This is a genomic window from Rathayibacter sp. AY2B7 (assembly GCF_002931635.1).
Taxonomy (GTDB): Bacteria; Actinomycetota; Actinomycetes; order Actinomycetales; family Microbacteriaceae; genus Rathayibacter.
In genome coordinates this window covers 1-18,578 of sequence record NZ_PSUC01000073.1, presented here as the reverse complement: position 1 = coordinate 18,578, position 18,578 = coordinate 1, and the positions used below count along the sequence as shown (strand labels likewise).

The window sequence follows — 18,578 nt, the reverse complement described above, 5'->3', positions numbered from 1 at the left end:
CGGATCGAGACGGTCGCGGCTGTCGAGTGGGACATCGCGGCCGCTGCGACCTTCGAGGCCAATTTCGGCAGGGGCAAGGCCTGGGCGGGAAGCATTCAGAGCTGGTTGGCCGACGCACCGATGCCGACGGACATCGACATCGTCATCGGCGGTCCGCCCTGCCAGGGCTTCTCCACCCTCGGCAAGCAGGACGTCGAGGACGAGCGGAACGACCTCTGGAAGACCTACGCCGAGACGATCAGTCGCGTGCGGCCGAAGTACTTCGTAGTGGAGAACGTCGCCGCCTTCATGAAGTCGCCGCAGTTCCGCGAGTTCGAAGCGGCGGTACAGCCGGGAGAGGTCCTCGAGGACTACGCCTTCGAGTGCCGGATCCTGAACGCCGCCGACCACGGCGCTCCTCAGGCACGGAAGCGCGCCGTACTCATCGGTCACCGTCGCGATCTCGTCACGCCGGGCTTCCCCGAGCCCTCCCATCTCGGACGTCACCGGACCGTTCGCGACGCTCTGATGGCAGAGCACCGGATCTCCTTCGAGACCATCGATGAGAGAGACCTCCCCGAGCGGTCGATCGAGTTCGCGGGAAGACTGCTCAAGGGTCCGTATTCCGGTCTCGAACTGCACACCGGGAGGAATTACTCATCACTCTCCCTCCAGCGCTTCGCCCGGATCCCGCCCGGCGGTAATCGGTTCGACCTCCCTTACGAGCTGCAGGCGAACTGCTGGAGGAACCACCGCACAGGCTCGGCTGACGTGATGGGACGGCTGCACTGGGACAAGCCGGCCGTGACCATCAGGACCGAGTTCTTCAAGCCGGAGAAGGGCCGCTACCTGCACCCCGAAGCGATGCGGTCGATCTCCCTCTTCGAAGCGGCCGTCTTGCAGGGCTTCCCCACCGACTACCGATTCGTCGGGTCCCGGACGGCCATCGCGAAGCAGATCGGTAACGCCGTGCCCATCCCGCTCGGCGCTGCGATCGCGACTCACCTCATCGGCGCGTTGGACGGCGACGTCCTCGTCGCCGGTCCTCGCGAAGCGGATTCGATCTCACTTTTCTAAGGGTCGAATCGAATGCCGCTTCATCGAGCTGAACCGGTTCGACTTCGAGTTGCCCATGTCGGTGGGCCTCAATAGGCTGCACGAGCATCATCGTCCGACGAAGGATAAGTGGTCTCGATCAGCATCGACATGTTCTACGGAATGTTCGCCTCGTACGCGCGCCGGCACGGCGTCGAGGCCGCAGAAGAATCGATGTCAGGTGTACTGGACGCGGGCGTACTCGCCCAGCTCCGCGATCGGTTCGAAGCGGATAAGAAGAAAGTGGTGACGGGCGGACCGGTCATCATCGCCGCGGGCAAGGCGGACTGGTACCCGGGCCCCACCCCGGACGACAAGTTCTGGAGCGGTCTGTACGAGCAGTTCCGCTCGGAAGGATGGAACGACGACCGCCTGATGAGCGTCAACAGCTCGTCGGACAAGGTCGTCGCTCACACCGAACGACCCGACAAGGCCGGCTGGGGTACCCGCGGTCTCGTGGTGGGCTACGTGCAGAGCGGCAAGACGACGAACTTCCTCGCCACGGCGGCAAAGATGGCCGATCTCGAGTACGGGCTCATCATCGTCCTCTCCGGTATCCACAACGCCCTCCGCAAGCAGACGCAGATGCGCTTGGAGGAAGCGCTCGCGCGGGTTCCGGCGAAGGACTGGTTCCGACTGACCGAGCTCGACCGCGACTTCCGACTCCCTCCGTTCGACGCTGCTGCGCTCCTCTCCGGGAACAAGACCGGAGTCGCGGTGGTGAAGAAGAACGCCTCCGTCCTGAGGAAGCTGAAGAAGTGGCTCGAGACGGACGGGGCCCGGACGGCGCTCCGGGAGCGCCCGATGCTCGTGATCGACGACGAGGCGGACCAGGCCTCCGTTGAGACGTCGACCATCAATCCGCTCATCACGGATCTGCTCGGCCTCGCCGCCAAGTCGACCTACATCGGCTACACCGCGACTCCCTTCGCCAATGTCTTCATCAACCCTTACGACAAGAGCGATCTGTACCCGCGGGACTTCATCCTCAGCCTGCCAAGGCCTGACGGCTACTTCGGACCCGAGAAGATCTTCGGTCGTGACACGGTGACGTCCGACCTGGCATCGACCGATCAGCCCGAAGACGGATACGACATGGTGCGGATCGTGCCGGACGACGACGTCGCGAAACTGCGGCCCGGCACCAAGGACGCCGCGACCTTCGTACCGGAGGTGACCGCCGAGTTCTCCGACGCGCTCGACTGGTTCTGGCTGGCGACGGCTGCCCGTCGAGCACGCGGCGACCGCGGCCACAGCTCGATGCTGGTGCACACCACGGTCAAGACGTCGGTGCACGAAGCCTTCAAACCGGTCATCGAGCAGTACCGGGGCGCCACAGCGCTCGGTCTCGCCACTGAAGGGTCCGGGACGGAGGATCGACTGCGCGCACTCTGGGCGACGGAGAGCACGCGAGTGCCCCTCGAGGATCCTACGAAGTCCGTCTCGACGTTCGACGAGATCCTCCCGTTCCTGCGATCGAGCGTCGACGAGTCCCGGGTCGTCCTCGACAACTTCCGCAGCACCGACCGCCTCGACTACAACTCCCGGCCCTCGCAGGTCGTCATCGCCGTCGGTGGAAACACTCTCTCGCGCGGCCTGACCCTTGAAGGACTGGTCGTCAGCTTCTTCATTCGAGCCGCCAGCGCGTACGACACTCTGATGCAGATGGGGCGCTGGTTCGGCTACCGGACCGGCTACGAGGACCTGCCCCGGATCTGGATGACGGCGGAGCTGCAAGACAACTTCCGCCATCTCTCCCGGGTCGAGTACGAGATGCGCGACGACATCGACCGATTCCAGCGGGAGGACATCACGCCGGAACAGGCCGCTGTCCGTATCAGTACGCACCCGGCGCTGCGGATCACCGCGAAGATGGGAGCCGCCTCCCCTCGATTCGTGTCGTTCGAGGGGCGGCGCTTCCAGACGCGGTACTTCCGGAACCACGACCGGACGTGGCTGCAGAACAACCTCGACGCCGCGACCGCACTCCTCGACGCGTGCGGAGGATCGGAACGACCTCTGGAGACCGGAGCGACAGGAGCGCGACTCTACCGTCACGTTCCGGTGGATCTGGTTCAGCGGTTCCTGTCGGACTACTCGGTGCACACGGAGTCGAAGGACGTCGATCCCGACCTCATGCGCCAGTACATCGAGAAGTGCACCACTGCTGAAGAGAAGAGCCTCGAGACGTGGTCCGTCGCGATCGTCGAGAGCCCGGAGGGTGAGCCCGTCCAGGTCGGGGATCTCGACGTGCACATGGTCACGCGCGGCCGGGTGAACGGGAAGGAGAGCTTCGAGGGGGCCGACATCAAGACCCTGATGAGCAAGGAGGACCGTGTCGCCGATCTCGGTCTGTCCCGTCAGGACGCGCGGAAGGCCAGTGAGGAGGACCTGATCAGGCTCAGAGACCTCGATCCGGTCGCCCGCGCGGAGGGTCTGCTCGTCCTCTATTTCATCGCTCCGAAGGGTGGGGCGCTGGGCGGCAGGGACGGACTCCGCCTGTCCATGGACGCCGAGGTCGTCCCGGTCGGTATCGGCGTCGTCTTCCCGGGCCAGCGTTCCCCTGAGCTAGTCGTCGCGGCGACGAAGGTCTCGGTCGATCTGTCGAACATGGAGATCGAGGAGCCCGACGATCGCGTCGAAGGCGTCGATGAGGACACCGAAGCGGAAACGACGGCGTGAGTCCGACGGGAACGACCGCCGGCGCCTGGGCGGTCCTCGTCCGTCCCTCGGGGAATCGGCTCGAATCCTTCCCGATGAAGGACGTGGGTCCGAGAAGTGTCCGTCTCGGTGTGGACGGTGAGGGTCGACGTCACCTCTTCGTCCCTCTCGTCATCGCACCTCCGTCGCTCCCGGGGGACGGGGACGCCGTTCGTTTCGCCGTTCGCCACCTGGCCTTCGGCGTCGACAGCGGAATCGTCCTGGACGTCGCGTGCGGCGACTCCTCCGTGCACGCGGAGTTCGACCTCCTCATCGAGGACGTCATCGCGAGCGTCGACGACCCGCGGTCAGCGGGCGCGGCGGCTCTCGAAGCGATCGACCGATGGCGGCGTCTTCTCGCCCTGGAGCGAGGGAAGCGGTTGTCGTTCATCGAGCAGATGGGGATCGCGGCGGAGTTCGCCGTTCTCGATCGGGCTCTGAGCATCGACGCGACCGTCGCGAACGCCTGGCGTGGGCCCTTCCGAGAACCGCACGACTTCGAGTTCCCCTCCGGCTGCGTCGAGGTCAAGGCCGTGGCGGACTCGGACTCCATCGAAGTCCACGGCCTCCGACAGTTGACGAGGCACGACGGGCGAAGCCTGCACCTCCTTCTGATCGAGGTGTTCGAAGCGGAGGACGGTGCCACCGTCCTCGAGACCGCGGCGCGACTCCGCGAGGTTCACGACGTCGATCTCGACCGACCGCTCGCTCTACTCGGCTTGTCGACCGCGTTCGACGGTCCTCCACTGACTCGATTCCGGACGGGCTCCGTCATCGTGCTCGATGTCGAAGACACGACACCCCGACTCGTCCCCTTGCCCGGTAGTGCCGAGGAGGACTACTCCGACGTGAGTTACCGACTGCGGACCGCCGCGCTTCTTCCCTTCGCCTCGGCACGCGGTGTCGACGAACTCCTGCAGGAGGTCCTACATGCCTGAATGGTGGTCCCAGCGCTTCGCGCCGGAAGGCTCGGCAGCGGCCGACGGCATCAAGAAGCAACTCGGTCAGCCCAGACTCGATCCCCTCACCGTCCTGGCGAGAGAAGCCGCTCAGAACAGTTGGGACGCTCGGGCCGGGCTCGAGGTCCGGTTCTCCATCGACATCTCCCGCCTCGGTGATCGTGCCGCTGTGTGGCAGGAGAACTTCGAGTCGAAGCTTCCGACGGAGAGCGGTCTCTTCGAGAAGACCGAATGGACCCCCGACACTCTCGTCATGACGGTCAGCGATCGAGGGACCGTGGGACTCGGTGGTCCCGCGCGCGCTGATGCACGCGTCGAGGAGGACGAGCGCCCCGACTTCGTCCAGTTCCTCCGCAACGTGGGCGAGCCACGGAACCAGTCGCTGGGGGGCGGGACCTACGGTTTCGGCAAGGGCATCTACTACTCGGTCAGTCGGGCGAGCGCCATCCTGGTCGACACCCACGCGGTCGATCGCAAGGCCGGCCGGCGAGTCATGGGCGCAGCGATGACGCACAAGTGGATGGACGGGAACGACGTCTACACGGGCCGTCACTGGTGGGGCGACGTGGTGGACGGCGTGCCCGACCCGGTGACGGGGTTCGAAGCGGCGGACCTGTCCGCGCGACTGGGGCTGCCGGGATTCACCGAGGGCGAGCACGGGACGGACGTCGTCATCATCGACCCCGACCTGGGGATGTTCGACTCGGAACGACCGAGGACCGTCGATGAAGCGATCGCCTTCCTCCGTTCCTCCATGGTCTGGCACCTCTGGCCGAAGACGGTCCCCGCGCCGGAAGGAGTCCTCCTCCTCTCCACGAGTGTCGACGGGAAGCAGGAAGCGGTCCCTTCAGCCGATCGGATTCCGACGGTCGCACCCTTCGCGATGGCCCTCGAGAAGGCCCGTCGACTCGACGGCCACCGTTACACCCGCCAGCGAGCGCCGTTCGACGTGGGAACGATGGCACTGCAGCTGTCCCCGGCCGTTCCCTCCGAGGACGACGAGTTCGACGCGGCATGTCCGATCAGTGGGCCACGCCGTCACATCGCACGGATGCGCAGGGTCGAACTCGTCGTCGACTACTTCATCGGCGAAGAGCACCCCGACCCTCGATTCGGCTACTCCGGTGTCTTCATCGGGTCCGAAGAGGCCGACGACGTCTTCGGTCGTGCCGAACCTCCGACTCATGACGCGTGGGTACCGGCCGGACTGCGCGGCACCGACCTCGGCGTAGTCAACAATCTGGGCGCATTCCTCCGGGGGGCGATCCAGAAGGAGACGGGACCGAAGAAGACGTTCAAGTCCTCCACAGAGACGGCGGGCCTCGGTCGACTGGCCGCCCGCCTCGGCTCCGTCACTCGCAGCTTCTCGGGGACGGGTGCAGGCGCCGACGGTCCCGTCACGGACAGGCGCTCGGGAGGCGGCGGCGAAGGCGGCGGGGGCGGAGGCTCTCGGCGTCGGCGCGCGACGAAGCCGCGCATCGTCGAAGGTCCGAGTGTCGTGGTCGAGGACGGGGTCGCCGTGCTGCGCGCATTGGTCGAGGTCCCCCCGTCCGAGGCCGAGCAGACCGTGGTCGCCTCAGCGCAGGTCGTCCTCGACGGCGGTGGCCTCGAGGAGGACCCGCCCGAGGGTGCCGCAGCGCCCGACTTCGTCTGGCGCCGGCAGGAGGACGACGCCTCCGTCGTTCAGGGGCCCTTGTTGGCGCCGCAGACCGATGCGGCCGATCGGTGGTGGCTCTCCGTGACGATCGTCGACGACGCCGCCCTGCGTCTCACTGTGGATTGGAAGAGCTGACATGGCGGACGCACTCGCGCCCTACCGCACACCGCTTCCCGCGACGATCACCTGGTCGGCGCCGGACCTCCTCGACGGGGACGCGTGGGTTCCTCTCCGGGACGAGATCGAGGGGTGGGACCCCTCGATCGACCTGGTGATCCGGGGCTCCGTCGAGATCGACCCTCGCGCCGTCGAGACGGAGACCGGTCTGACCCTGCGCGAGATGGCGCTCGCCGTCTCCTGGTCGTGTTCATCGAGTCGGTTCCGCGCGGCCGCTCCCCGGATCCCGCTCGCGGACGCCGGAGTCACGGATTTCACGGTCACGATGCCGGGAGCCCGCCTCGACGGGAAGGTCGAGATCACCACCGCCGTCGTCGCCCTGCCGAACGCGGACGTCGGAGCCGGGACGGCCCGTCGTCGCGGCTCCGTGCTGGCGGAGCGCCGGTACACGGTGGCGCTCGAAGGCACCATCGGCATGTTCCCCGTCGAGGTCGTCGACTTCGTCAAGACGCGACTACCGAACGCCGCGAGTTGGCATCTCGAGACGTCGCAGGAGCTGGACCAGGCTTTTCTCGCGGGCTTCCGGCTGCAGATCAACGAGCGTGATGCGGAACTCACGAAGGCCATCGGATCCAGGAGGCCGAACGACCGCGAGAAGATGCTGCTCGACGGGCTCGAGGAAGGCGTACTCGGACTGCTGCTGGAGTCCGCCTCGATGCTTCAGCACGACCTGATGGAGAACGACTGGGAGGAGGAGACCGTCGGCTACGTGCTCCGCTCACTCCTCACCCGTGCGGACGACCTCGGCTCTGTCCCCGTCGTACCCTCCGAGCTCGCGATGTGGCGGGCAGCGATCATGTCGAGAGTTCGCACGCTCGGCGTCGGAAGGCAGCTCTCGTGATCATCTGGCCGAGGCTGAGCCGGGCGATCGCTGCAGGGGAATGGGACCGGGTCAAGAACGACGGGTCCGCGGGCGGACGGCAATTGATCCGCGACGCCCACTGGCGTGCGATCGGGAACCGCGCAGACGAGCAGGAGTTCGAGACCCTCCGGGAACGGGTCACCGTTCTCGCGGAGAGCCACGGATTTCCGGACTCCGAAGGCGACGACCTGGGGCGTTTCGACCGCGAAGCCGCGTTCGTGGTCCGAGAGCTGATCGACGTGCCGTTCGCCGAAGCGGCGACCGGGGACGTCTGGTCCTTCGTGTCGTTCGCGGTGCTGCCCGACGTCACGGAATGGCGGTTCGGGCACCGCAACAAGGAACGGTGGATCGGAAGCGACCTGACCCGTCACACCTGGGCTCGACTGTGGTGGCAGGGCGAAGCGTTCCGACAGGAGCCCGAACTGCTCGGCCCACTGTCGGAGAGCGATCTGAACCAACTGTTCGAGCGGCGGTCGATCGGCGGCGACAGTGCGCTGGTGCGCGCGCTCGCACGTTCCTTCGTCACCGTCACCGGTGACCGGCGGGCGATCGTCCGCGATGCGACGAAGAGGATCCGTCGGCTCCTCGCCTTCGTCCAGACGCCCGCCCTCGACGAGGACGAGATCCGTGCCCTCGCGGACGAGGTCGTCGAGCAGTCGACCCTGCAGGTGACCGGAGACCGGAACGCATCTGCCGATACCGGAAGCACCATCGGCGCCTCCGTCGCCGTCGTCCCCGACGAGCAGGTCCCGGATCGCGCACTCGGGCTCGTCGAACCGGAGTACGTCGCCTACGTGCGTCCCGCCGCCCTCTCCGCCACCCAGCTGCTCGAAGAGTCCGCACTCGAAGGAGTGGTCGAAGCGGCGATCGCGGCGGAAGGACCCGTCCTGCAATCGCGCCTCCGCCGCTTGATCGCGGGAACTGTGGAGGACGAGTCCATCCTCGTATCGGCGGATGCGGCGATGAACGGAGCGATCGCCTCACTGCTCGACTCCCGCCGCATCGAAGCCGACGACTTCGAGATCCCCCTCCTCGGGTCGCAACGCACCGTGCGCATCGCGGGAACGCCCGCGCTCCGCATCAGACCGCTGGGCGTCCGGCGCCTCCTGGAGGTGCCTCTGCAAGAGGTGCTCGCGGTGTCGCGACTAGCCCCTCTGCAGACTGCAGCCGGCCGCATGGAGCACCTGGTCGACTTCTACGGGCTCGTCGACATCGATGTCCTCGACAGGATGATCCTTCAACAGCTCGCCGGCCACGGTACCGGCGGCTCGGACGACGGCTCGGATCGCGGTTCCTGATCCTTCTCGGCCACCGCCCACCGATCGGCTGAGTTCTCATCTCAGTACACACACCAGCAGTAGCGCCAGGACAAGGAGACCCTCGATGGATGACGGACGGGTGGCTGACCTGCACGGTTACGTGCTGGAGCTGCAGGCGACGGCGATCGACACCTATCGTCGCAATCGGGATCTGATGGAGGAACATGTTCGGCAGGAGGACAGCTACCGCTTCGGCGGATACGGGACCCGCCAGGTGAGCGAGCTGCTCCAGAACGCCGCCGACGCCCTGGGATCCACTCCCGGCCGAGTCGAACTGAGAGTCGCCAACAGAGCCCTGTATTGCGCGAACGAGGGTGCACCATTCACCCGGGACGGTGTACGAGCGGTCTCCATGGCGTTCCTCAGCGAGAAGCGCGGCGACGAGATCGGGAGATTCGGCCTGGGATTCAAGTCTCTCCTCGGAATCACGAACAATCCGCAGATCCACAGCAGGGAGGCGTCCTTCCAGTTCAACGGTGACGACGTCGTCGAGCTCTTCGAGGGGATGCAGTCGCAGTCCGGCCGCCTTCCTGTGATGCGTGTACCGACTCCGATCGACACCGTTGCGGCGCAGGCCGAGGATCCGCATCTGGCCGAGTTGCTCGGCTGGGCGTCGACCGTCATCAAAATCCCCTTGGTCTCCGGCGGCCCGCGGATCAGAGAGGAACTCCTCGGTCTGAACACCGAGCTGCTGCTCTTCATGCGCTCGATCAGCGAACTCGCCGTATCCACGCAGAACGCCGACGGCACCTTGACCAGGGTGCGGCACGTACGCGAGGACGCTTCTGATCGTGGTGAGGTCTTCCTCATGGGGCCGAGCGGGAAGAAGGTCCGCTGGCTTGTGGCCGACAGGCGGTTCGAGCCGTCCCCGGAGACTCTTGCGACTCTGCCGGATACGGCGCGAAGAAGCGCCATGACCGTCTCGTACGCCGTACCGCCCGGTGTCCGAGCCGGCCTCGGGCACTTCTGGGCGTGGTTCCCTCTCAACGATCTCACTACCGCCAGCGGCATTTTCAATGCACCATGGCAGGTCAACGACGACCGGACGACGATGCTCGCCGGAAGCCGCCTCAACGGAGAGATGTTGGACGTCTGCGCCGAGCTCTTCCTCGATGTGGCGATCCGCTCATCGGATCCGAAGGACCCGGCGGCTCATCTGGACCTCTTCCCCGGACGTGGACGAGAGGTCCGGGGCCCCGGCGATCACAGGCTCTCCGAGGCGATTCCACGCCTCGCAAGGTTCCGCGAGATCATTCCAGACGCCTCGGGAGCACTACGGGCGCCAGGTGAGTTCTCCAGGTTCCCCGAAGCGGCCGACGAGGACGACGGCCGCGCAGCACCCGCCACGGAGCAGATCGTCGCGCTCTGGCAGGAGCAGATCTCTCGGATCGATACTCCGCATTCGAGTTGCTATCGGACACGGACTCGCTCCTCCCGATTGCGAACACTGACAAGGGAGTCCGGCGAACGCACCGGCGGCGAGGTCCGTCTCGATCAATGGCTGGAGGAGCTCGCCGCGGTCGGAACGCCGGCAGCTCTCGTCGCCTGCCTCGAAATCGTCGGTGCGCTCAAACGGACTCGCGGCGACGACGCCGTTCGGCACGCCGCGATCGTTCCGACCACCGCGGGACTGATGCCGATCGAATCTGCGCTCGAAACAGCCCTACTTCCCGTCGACGGATTCGAATCTCCAGGAGGAATCCCGACACTCGACGATCGATTCGCCCGAGATGAAACTGTTCACAAGCTCTTGGCAGACTTGGGAATGAGGAGCGCATCCGCTACGACTGCTTTGAAAGCCCTTGCTGCACGGTTAAGCAAACGGTCTCCAGATGCTGACTGGATAATGTTCTGGAATCTCATTGAAGCCTCTGAACGCAGCGAATCCGTGGACACGCTCAACAGCCTCAGATTACGAACTGACATAAAGGCACTATCAGAGACCGGAGAAGTTCGAGCGGCAGAGGACCTATTCGCTTCGCCGCCGTTCTCCGGCATTCCGAAGGAGCGGCGAGCAGCGGCTCTAGGCGTACCAATCAATATGCTCCTCTCGGCGGGGTGCCTTAGAGACTCACCCCGCCGCGCTCCAGTCGATAGAGACGATTTCTTCATCGGCTACCGAAAATGGCTGGTCTCAGAGTTCATCACGGCGTTTCGCTCCGAGAGCCTCCGCATGGATTACGTGGATTTCAGCGGCCTGACAGCGTTTGGGCCACTTGACATACTACCCTCGCTTGTCGACTCCCCGAAGGATGCGGCCGCTTGGACACATGGCATCATTGAAGCAGGAGCCGAGGCGAAGCACGTATACCAAGCCGTCGCGTTCGGCGGAACTAAAGCATCGGCGGCACATTTCTCATTTGAACGCTGGGTCCTCAGCACCCACGGTCGGGTCCGGACTTCTAACGGATTCCGCAAGGCGTCCGAATTCGTCGGGAACGGACTCGCGCGGTTTCGTGCATTTTTGCCGGTGGCGAGCCGACAGATCTCCGAATTCTTTGCTGCCCCCGACCTGCTTGTCGACGTGCCGGAGGGGCTACTCTTAGCCTCATTCTCACCCGATGTTATTGAAGATGGTGCGACTCTCGAAGAGAGCATCCTGGTGGAATTCGTCGCCAGTATCGCCTCAATCCTTGAAGGCCGCCCTGACAGAATTCCTGCTTACTCTAAAGGCTTAGTTACTTGGGCGCCGACCGGATCCGTATATCTTGCGCGCGAAGACGACACGATCGATCTCGACATTCTTGGGATCCCCTGGCTGCCTGCGAGCGTTCCTGGAGCGCAGTTAATTGCGGATAAATGGCGCCTGGCGAATGCGCAAGTTGCTCTTGCAAAGTCCGTGGAGAGCGAGCCCGGTACGCCTCCTGAGCTCATCGTAGACGTCTATCCATCCCTCAGGTTTCGCTACCTGGAACTCGAGAACGCAAAAGTAACCCGCAGTCCCCGCATAATTCGTCGGCTCTCCGGGCCCGGCGGAAGTACTGAGCAGCGCCTACGCTGCAACCTATCAGACGACCGCAAGCTGATGTCGATTGATGCGGAACTCGACCACGTTGAAACCCTTATCGAAATATCGCGACTTTTTCATCTTGGCTGGAACCTCGATGAAGTCTCCTCGGTGCTAAAAAAAGACGAAGCTCTTCGCAAATCGGAACTGATAGATCAGTGCAGGTCCGCCGAGTCCGACGGCGCCCGTCTTCTCCTGTTGGTGGGTGTCGAGACCCTCCGCAAGAAACTTCCTCAAGGCTTCTTAGAGATAGTCGAGAAGCGGCAGGGGCTACAACCCGACAATAGAATTGCAGACGTCTTCATCGAAATCTTCCGGGAAGAGGCACTCTGGATCGTTCACGAGCAGCTCCAATATCTCGACGATGTCCCCTCGAATTTTGCAGGGAGCGATTCGGCGCGTGGATTCGTAGAAAACCTTGGATTTCCTTCTGCCTACGCCGGATCACAGAAGGCGACGAAGGCCGCATCAGTACAGATACAGGGCCGAATTGAGCTCTCCGCACTGCACGACTTCCAAGAAGACTTGGCTGCTCAAATCCGAGATCTCATTCTCGAACCCAGTGGTGCCCAGCGAGCACTGATGACGTTGCCGACCGGCGCAGGCAAGACGCGCGTCAGCGTCGAAGCGGTCGTGCGCTTAATGCTTGAAGGGCACTTGAACGGCCCGATTCTTTGGATAGCTCAATCGGAGGAACTCTGTGAGCAAGCCATACAAACGTGGACGGACGTATGGAGAGCGCTCGGTGACTCCCGAGTTCTAGAGATCAGTCGATTTTGGGATAAGTACTCCGTGGAGGAGGCAGATGCGGACTTCCAAATCGTGGTTGCGATCGACGACAAGCTCCGGAGTCAGATTGTAATGCGACGAAAGTCGCTACATTGGCTCTCCGAGCCAGCGTTAGTTATTATCGACGAAGCGCACACCGCGACTTCGAAGACATATACAGAAATTCTCGCCTGGCTGGGATTAACCGCAAATGTGACCCCCCGGCCGCTACTCGGACTCACCGCGACTGCTTTCAAAGGCCGTGGCGTCGAGAGCAACCACACACTGGCTCTGCGATTCGGCGAGCGCCGCCTGGAGGCCTTTCCCACCGAAACCGCCATCGCCCAGCTGCGAGAGCGTGGTGTACTCTCGGACGTTGAGCATCGAGTGCTTAACGGAGGGTATTACAACCCGGATACACAGGAACTGGCCGACCTGCGGAAACTCAAAAAGATCAACGGCTCTCTCTTGGATAAAATTGGCTCCGACCTGAAGCGAACTCAGTTGTTGCTCGATGATCTCCTTGCTCAGCCCGCTGACTGGCCGATAGTCGTTTTTACCCCATCAGTGAGTTCGGCTCACCTGATCGCTTCCCTACTTCGGCTCGAGGGCCGTTTTGCGGAGGCGGTCGACGGAAAAATGAGGCGTCCCGCTCGACGAGCAGCGATCGAGCGATTCAAGTCCGGCGCAGCGCAGTTCCTGATAAATTGCGACCTCCTGACACAGGGCTTCGATGCTCCGACAGTGAGAGCCCTGTACATCGCACGCCCGACCTTCAGCCCGAACCGTTACATCCAAATGGTCGGACGTGGTCTGAGAGGCCCAAAGAACGGCGGAACAGATGTCTGCACAATTGTGAATGTAGCTGACACGTTCGATCAATTCGGCGCAGATCTCGCCTATACCGAGTTCGACTACCTCTGGGAGGACCGGTCGTGACGGCGGAACCGACGATGGAACAGAGCCGCGACGCCATGGTGGAGACACTTCGGTCGGCCTGGCTGGGGCCCAGGGGCGGTAGCGATGAGCTTTTGGACCAGGATCCGGTGTACGCCTACCTGGTCGGAACTCTTTACCCGACCGAGAAACGCAGTGGTCGAGGTGAACTCTCCCTCTCCATGGACGAGGACGCGGTTCTGCGATCAGACCTTCTCCCCGATGAAGAGGTGGTGGGTGGATTCGCAGCGGAAGAAGAGGAATCCGAGGACGGCCTCGACTTGACGAGCGCGTTCGGATGGGCACCGAGTACCATGGGCATGTCGTTCCTCCACGACGGTGAGTCGTTGGCCGTGCAGGTCGAAGCCGCGCTCTATCCGATCGAAGGGGACGGATGGCGTCGATCGCCTCTGCCGCCCGCGACTGTACCGATCTCCTCCGAGGCTCTCGCCGGCTCGGTTCTCGTCTTCGACGGCCGAGCTCGAATCGACTGGCGGAATCGCCCTTTCGGCGGTCTGACATTGACGACCGTTTCCCTCGCGAACGCTCGTGAGGTCGAGGAGGGCAGGGCGAAATCCGCGAGCGCGGACTGCCTGTTCCAGGTCGGCTTCGGCTGCGAGGTCGTCGGCGGCCGTCTTCACCCGTACCCTGAGGCCCTCTCTTTCACTCGGGATCCCGAGGAGGATGAGTTACGCCTGAGGTATCGCGGGCGGCGTACCTACGGCGTCGGACACGGGGTCTCTGTCGAGTGGGACGAGACACCGGGTGAGCCCGCGGGCTTGCGCTCCGTCACGATTCCCGTGAAGACAGTACCCGCCATCAAAGCTCGGGAATCGTCCGCTTCCTTCCTCCGGCTGGATCGTCTCTCCGATCGAGATGTCGCTCGCACCGACGTCATCGACGGCCTTCGCCGGTTCATCGACGAATACTCGGATTGGGTAGAGGCGCGACGAGAAGAGGCTGGCGGCTTCGATGATCGACGCACCGCTTCATCGCTTCTGGAGAAGATGACGTCCGCCGTCAGACGCATGTCCGAGGGCGTCGACCTCCTCGCCTCGGATGAGACGATCTTCCAGTCCTTCCAGCTCGGGAATCGAGCCATGCGGGACCAGATGCTCCGTGGCCGCGTTCCGGTCGTGGACGAAGAGCCGTCCTGGCGCCCCTTCCAGCTCGCGTTCATTCTGGTCGGACTCTGCTCCACGACCGACCCTCAGCACCCCGATAGGGACCTCGTCGATCTCATCTGGTTCCCGACGGGAGGCGGCAAGACGGAGGCGTATCTCGGGCTCGCCGCGATCGAGATGATCCGGCGTCGCCTGGTCGAACCGATCCACGGAGGCGGCACGGCAGTAATCACCCGCTACACGATGCGACTCCTGACTGCACAGCAGTTCCAGCGTGCGTCTCGGCTGTTCTGCGCCCTCGAGCTGATGAGGGTGGATGAGCCTCTCCTTCGGGGGACTGCGGAGTTCTCCGTCGGCCTCTGGGTGGGGAAGAACGCAACGCCGAACACGTTCGCGCAGGCCAAGGAACGCCTCGAGCTGCTGCGCGGTCAACATCGTCCCCAGAACAGCTTTCAGATCCGCGAGTGTCCGTGGTGTGACACCTCCCTGGTTCCGCAGGAACGTAGCTCGAATTGGGACGAGTACGGCTTCGACGCGACGAAGTCCTCCTTCCGCATCCACTGCACTCGAGCACAGTGCCCCTTCTTCAAGCGCCTACCAGTGCAGGTGGTCGACGAAGCGATGTATGCGCACCCGCCGACCATGGTCGTCGGAACGGTCGACAAGTTCGCTCGCCTCTCGCGTCTCGCGACGGCAGGCACACTGCTGGGTCTGGGAACACAGAACCGTCCGCCGAGCCTGGTCATCCAAGACGAACTTCATCTTCTCTCCGGCCCCCTCGGAACCGTGGTCGGCACCTATGAGGCAGCCATCTCCGCAATGTTGTCCTCCAACGGCCGGCCACCGAAGATCGTGGCGTCTTCGGCGACTGTACGGGCTGCGTCGGATCAAGTACGCGGGATTTTCGCTCGACCGCGGACTGCCGTCTTTCCTCCGAGCGGGCTGAACGCCGACGACAGCTTCTTCGCCGAGCCTGACCGGGACCGCCCCGGCCGCACCTACATCGGCATCATGCCTCAGGCGCACAGCCCGGCCTGGGCCCTCGGCAGGCTCGCGATCGAGGCGGGCTCAGCGCCGGACGCGCTCGGCCTCACCGGCGCGCAGAGAAGTGCTTATTGGACGCTGGTCCTCTACCACAACAGCCTTCGAGAGCTGGGCCGCACGGTCACGATCCTCCGTGACGATGTCAAGAGTGATCTCGACCGTCGCGCGCAGTTGACGTCATCGGCCGCCAGGACGTACGCCGTGGAGGAGTTGAACAGCAACGTGCGGGACTCCGAGCTGATCCAGCTGTTGAACCGCCTCGGCGAGGGTCCCGGCTCTGACGGAGTGATCGACGCGCTAGCTGCGACGAACATCCTCTCCGTCGGCATCGACGTCGACCGACTCGGACTGATGCTCGTCAACGGCCACCCCAAATCCACCTCCGAGTACATCCAGGCAACGAGTCGAGTCGGGCGCGGATCCGTGCCCGGAATCGTCATCACGTTGTTCCGTAGCCACAAGCCGCGAGACCGGTCCGTCTTCGAGAGCTTCGGCGTCTACCACGACTCGTACTACCGTTTCGTCGAGCCCGCGTCAGTGACGCCGTGGTCTCTCCAGGCGCGTCAGCGGTCCCTGCGAGCCGCCTTCGCGATGCTCGTGAGGCAACTGTCGTTGCGGCAGAACGACGCGGCTCGTCGATTCGAGGTCGATTCCGCTGCGGTGAGGCAGGCGTACACCCTCCTCCTCGAGCACATAGGCGTCTCCGACCCGCGAGAATCCGAAGCGTCCCGGTGGGAGCTCGATGGCGCCATCGCCGAATGGGGTCGTCGGGCGCAGAACGCTCGAGACACGAACGAGGAGCTCCTCTACGAGGCCCCCGAGCCGAACGAGCGGCTCCTGAAGAACTTCGACGAGGCCGGGATCGGATGGCCTGCGATGAACTCGATGCGAACGGTCGACGCGGTCGTCCGGATCAAAGCTTGGGGAGAGAAGTCGTGACCGGTGATGGTGGGAAGAGATGGACACGGAAGGGCGTGGTCGACGCGCGTACTCTGCGGCTCACCGAGACCATCGCTCCTTTCGGACCAGGAGCGATCGTGGACATCCTCGGGGAATCCTTCATGGTTCCTACGGGCGAGTCCTGGCCCTCACCGCAGGCGCTGCCCGCGGTCGACTGCCCTCGCCTTCTCGAGAAGTTGGAGATCGAAGGGCGAAAGGTGAGCGAGTTGCGGTCCGCTCCCGTGTACGACGACCAGGACCAGACGTCGGTCGCCCTCGAGTTCACCAGATTCCCGGCGTGGATGTTCTGCGACAGATGCAGCCTGATGCACAAGTGGAAGGCGTCGGACAACGTCAAGGGCGGTTCTGCGCCGACGTGCCCGGACTGTGCGGGCCGGCTCGTTCCGATGCGTTTCGTCCTGCTCTGCACGACGAGAGGACATGCAGAAGACGTGCCCTGGGACCGGTGGGCCCATCGTCTCGGAGAAATGTGCGGAAGCCCGAAGCTGCGATTCGCGACGAGCGGGCGAGGCGCAGGCCTTTCGGCGCTTCGCGTCGAATGCGATTGCGGCCGCAGCCGCTCTCTCGGCGACTTGAACAAGAACGGGCTGGCTCGCGACGGCTACACCTGTCGAGGACGACAGCCGTGGGACCGTCGTCGCGAAGAGACGTCTTGTGGTGAGCCGCTGGACGCCCAGCAACGCGGCGCGACCAACGTCAGGTTCGGTGACGTGGTGTCGGCGATCGACATTCCGTGGGTTCCTTCCAGAGCCGATGAGGCGACCGACGCCATCCGCTCCCATCTGATGCACGAAGCGCTGCTCGCGGCCCAAGCGCCGGGCAAAATCGATCAGATCGCTCGAATGATCGCTGACGACCTCGACGTGTCGGTGGAGGCGGTGCTGCAGTTGCGATCCGGACGACCGTCGTTCGATCACGCGCAAGTCAGTCGCTCGATCCTCGAGGAGGAATTCGAGGCGTTCCACGCCGCACAGCACGGATCAGCGGCGACCCAGGATTTCGTGACCCGAACTGACGAGATGACCGGAGCCGGCGAGGTCGGTGGCGTCTTGTCACGAACGTTCGACGCCGTGGTCATCGTCGACAGGTTGCGTGAGGTCCGCGCCTCGGTCGGGTTCCGCAGATACAAGCCCGACTCCGTACTCGTCCCGTCGGTACCTGTCTCCACGATCTCCAAGAGCTGGCTTCCAGCGGTGGAGAACTACGGAGAAGGTGTCTTCATCCGCTTCGCTGCCGCACCGGTCGATGACTGGGCGAACCGCCGAACGACAGCGGATCGGTACGACGCTTTGCGGCGGAATCATGACGCGTCCAACCTCCGATCGCGGCTCGCCGATCCTTCTCCGCAGTACCTGATGTTGCATTCCTTCGCCCATGTTGTGATGGCGAGGCTGGCGCACACAGCGGGTTACACCGCTCCCGCTCTTCGCGAGAGGGTCTACGCCTCGCCGGGCGACTACGGGATCCTCGTTTACACGACGACCGGTGGTACGGCGGGCACGCTCGGTGGTCTTGCTCGAGAAGGAGAGCATGACCGCCTTCCTGAGGCGGTCGTCAATGCGCTGACGGCCATGACATGGTGCGCCAACGATCCGGTCTGTGCCGAGTCCTCCCCGCAGAGCATCGACGGCTTGAATCTTGCCGCGTGCCACTCCTGCTTGATGGCGCCGGAGACGTCCTGCGAATCGCTGAATCTGCTTCTAGATCGGAGTTCACTCGTCGGCGAGAACGGCTTCTTCCAGCCCCTCGTCAGCGCAGCGCAGGAAGCAGCTGTGGCTGAGGTCCGCTGACGGAGCTGCACAGTGTGTTTCGAATATCGAAGGTTCTCGCGGATTCGTCGGTGTGGTCGTACCTTTTGAAGACCGACGTGCCCGGATGAGCTGTCGCGCTCGATGCAGTCGTCCCCGGCGTGCGTCAGCCGCACCTCGACGTCGACCAGCGACGCCGGCACCGCCCGCCGCCGTCCGATGACCACCGCGACGACCGCGAGC

9 protein-coding genes are annotated in these 18,578 nt (G+C 64.1%); all 9 read left to right on the top strand.

Going from position 1 to position 18,578, the window contains the following annotated elements:
- A partial coding sequence (locus C5C27_RS12040) for a DNA cytosine methyltransferase (protein ID WP_104314493.1) occupies positions 1-1,056 on the top strand: 1,056 nt, incomplete at its 5' end.
- Positions 1,057-1,164: 108 nt separating this feature from the next.
- A complete protein-coding gene (locus C5C27_RS12035) occupies positions 1,165-3,756 on the top strand; it encodes a Z1 domain-containing protein (protein ID WP_104314492.1) in 2,592 nt (863 codons plus the stop codon).
- Positions 3,753-4,712: a PD-(D/E)XK motif protein gene (locus tag C5C27_RS12030; RefSeq protein ID WP_104314491.1), complete on the top strand. Its 960-nt coding sequence runs from the start codon at positions 3,753-3,755 to the stop codon at positions 4,710-4,712. The genes C5C27_RS12035 and C5C27_RS12030 overlap by 4 nt, the downstream gene beginning before the upstream one ends.
- Positions 4,675-6,525, top strand: a complete 1,851-nt coding sequence (locus C5C27_RS12025) for a hypothetical protein (RefSeq protein WP_146079675.1) — start codon at positions 4,675-4,677, stop codon at positions 6,523-6,525. Before C5C27_RS12030 ends, C5C27_RS12025 begins: the two co-directional genes overlap by 38 nt.
- Position 6,526: 1 nt before the next feature.
- Positions 6,527-7,408, top strand: a complete 882-nt coding sequence (locus C5C27_RS12020) for a hypothetical protein (protein ID WP_104314489.1) — start codon at positions 6,527-6,529, stop codon at positions 7,406-7,408.
- The gene (locus tag C5C27_RS12015; protein WP_104314488.1) at positions 7,405-8,727 is read left to right on the top strand and encodes a hypothetical protein; all 1,323 of its coding nucleotides are present in this window, start codon (positions 7,405-7,407) and stop codon (positions 8,725-8,727) included. Before C5C27_RS12020 ends, C5C27_RS12015 begins: the two co-directional genes overlap by 4 nt.
- Positions 8,728-8,812: 85 nt before the next feature.
- Positions 8,813-13,462, top strand: a complete 4,650-nt coding sequence (locus tag C5C27_RS12010) for a DEAD/DEAH box helicase (RefSeq protein WP_104314487.1) — start codon at positions 8,813-8,815, stop codon at positions 13,460-13,462.
- Positions 13,459-16,566 (top strand): helicase-related protein, encoded by a 3,108-nt coding sequence (locus tag C5C27_RS12005; RefSeq protein ID WP_104314486.1) that lies wholly within the window; start codon positions 13,459-13,461, stop codon positions 16,564-16,566. The genes C5C27_RS12010 and C5C27_RS12005 overlap by 4 nt, the downstream gene beginning before the upstream one ends.
- Positions 16,494-18,377: a DrmB family protein gene (drmB, locus tag C5C27_RS12000; protein ID WP_258059360.1), complete on the top strand. Its 1,884-nt coding sequence runs from the start codon at positions 16,494-16,496 to the stop codon at positions 18,375-18,377. Before C5C27_RS12005 ends, drmB begins: the two co-directional genes overlap by 73 nt.
- Positions 18,378-18,578 lie beyond the last annotated feature (201 nt).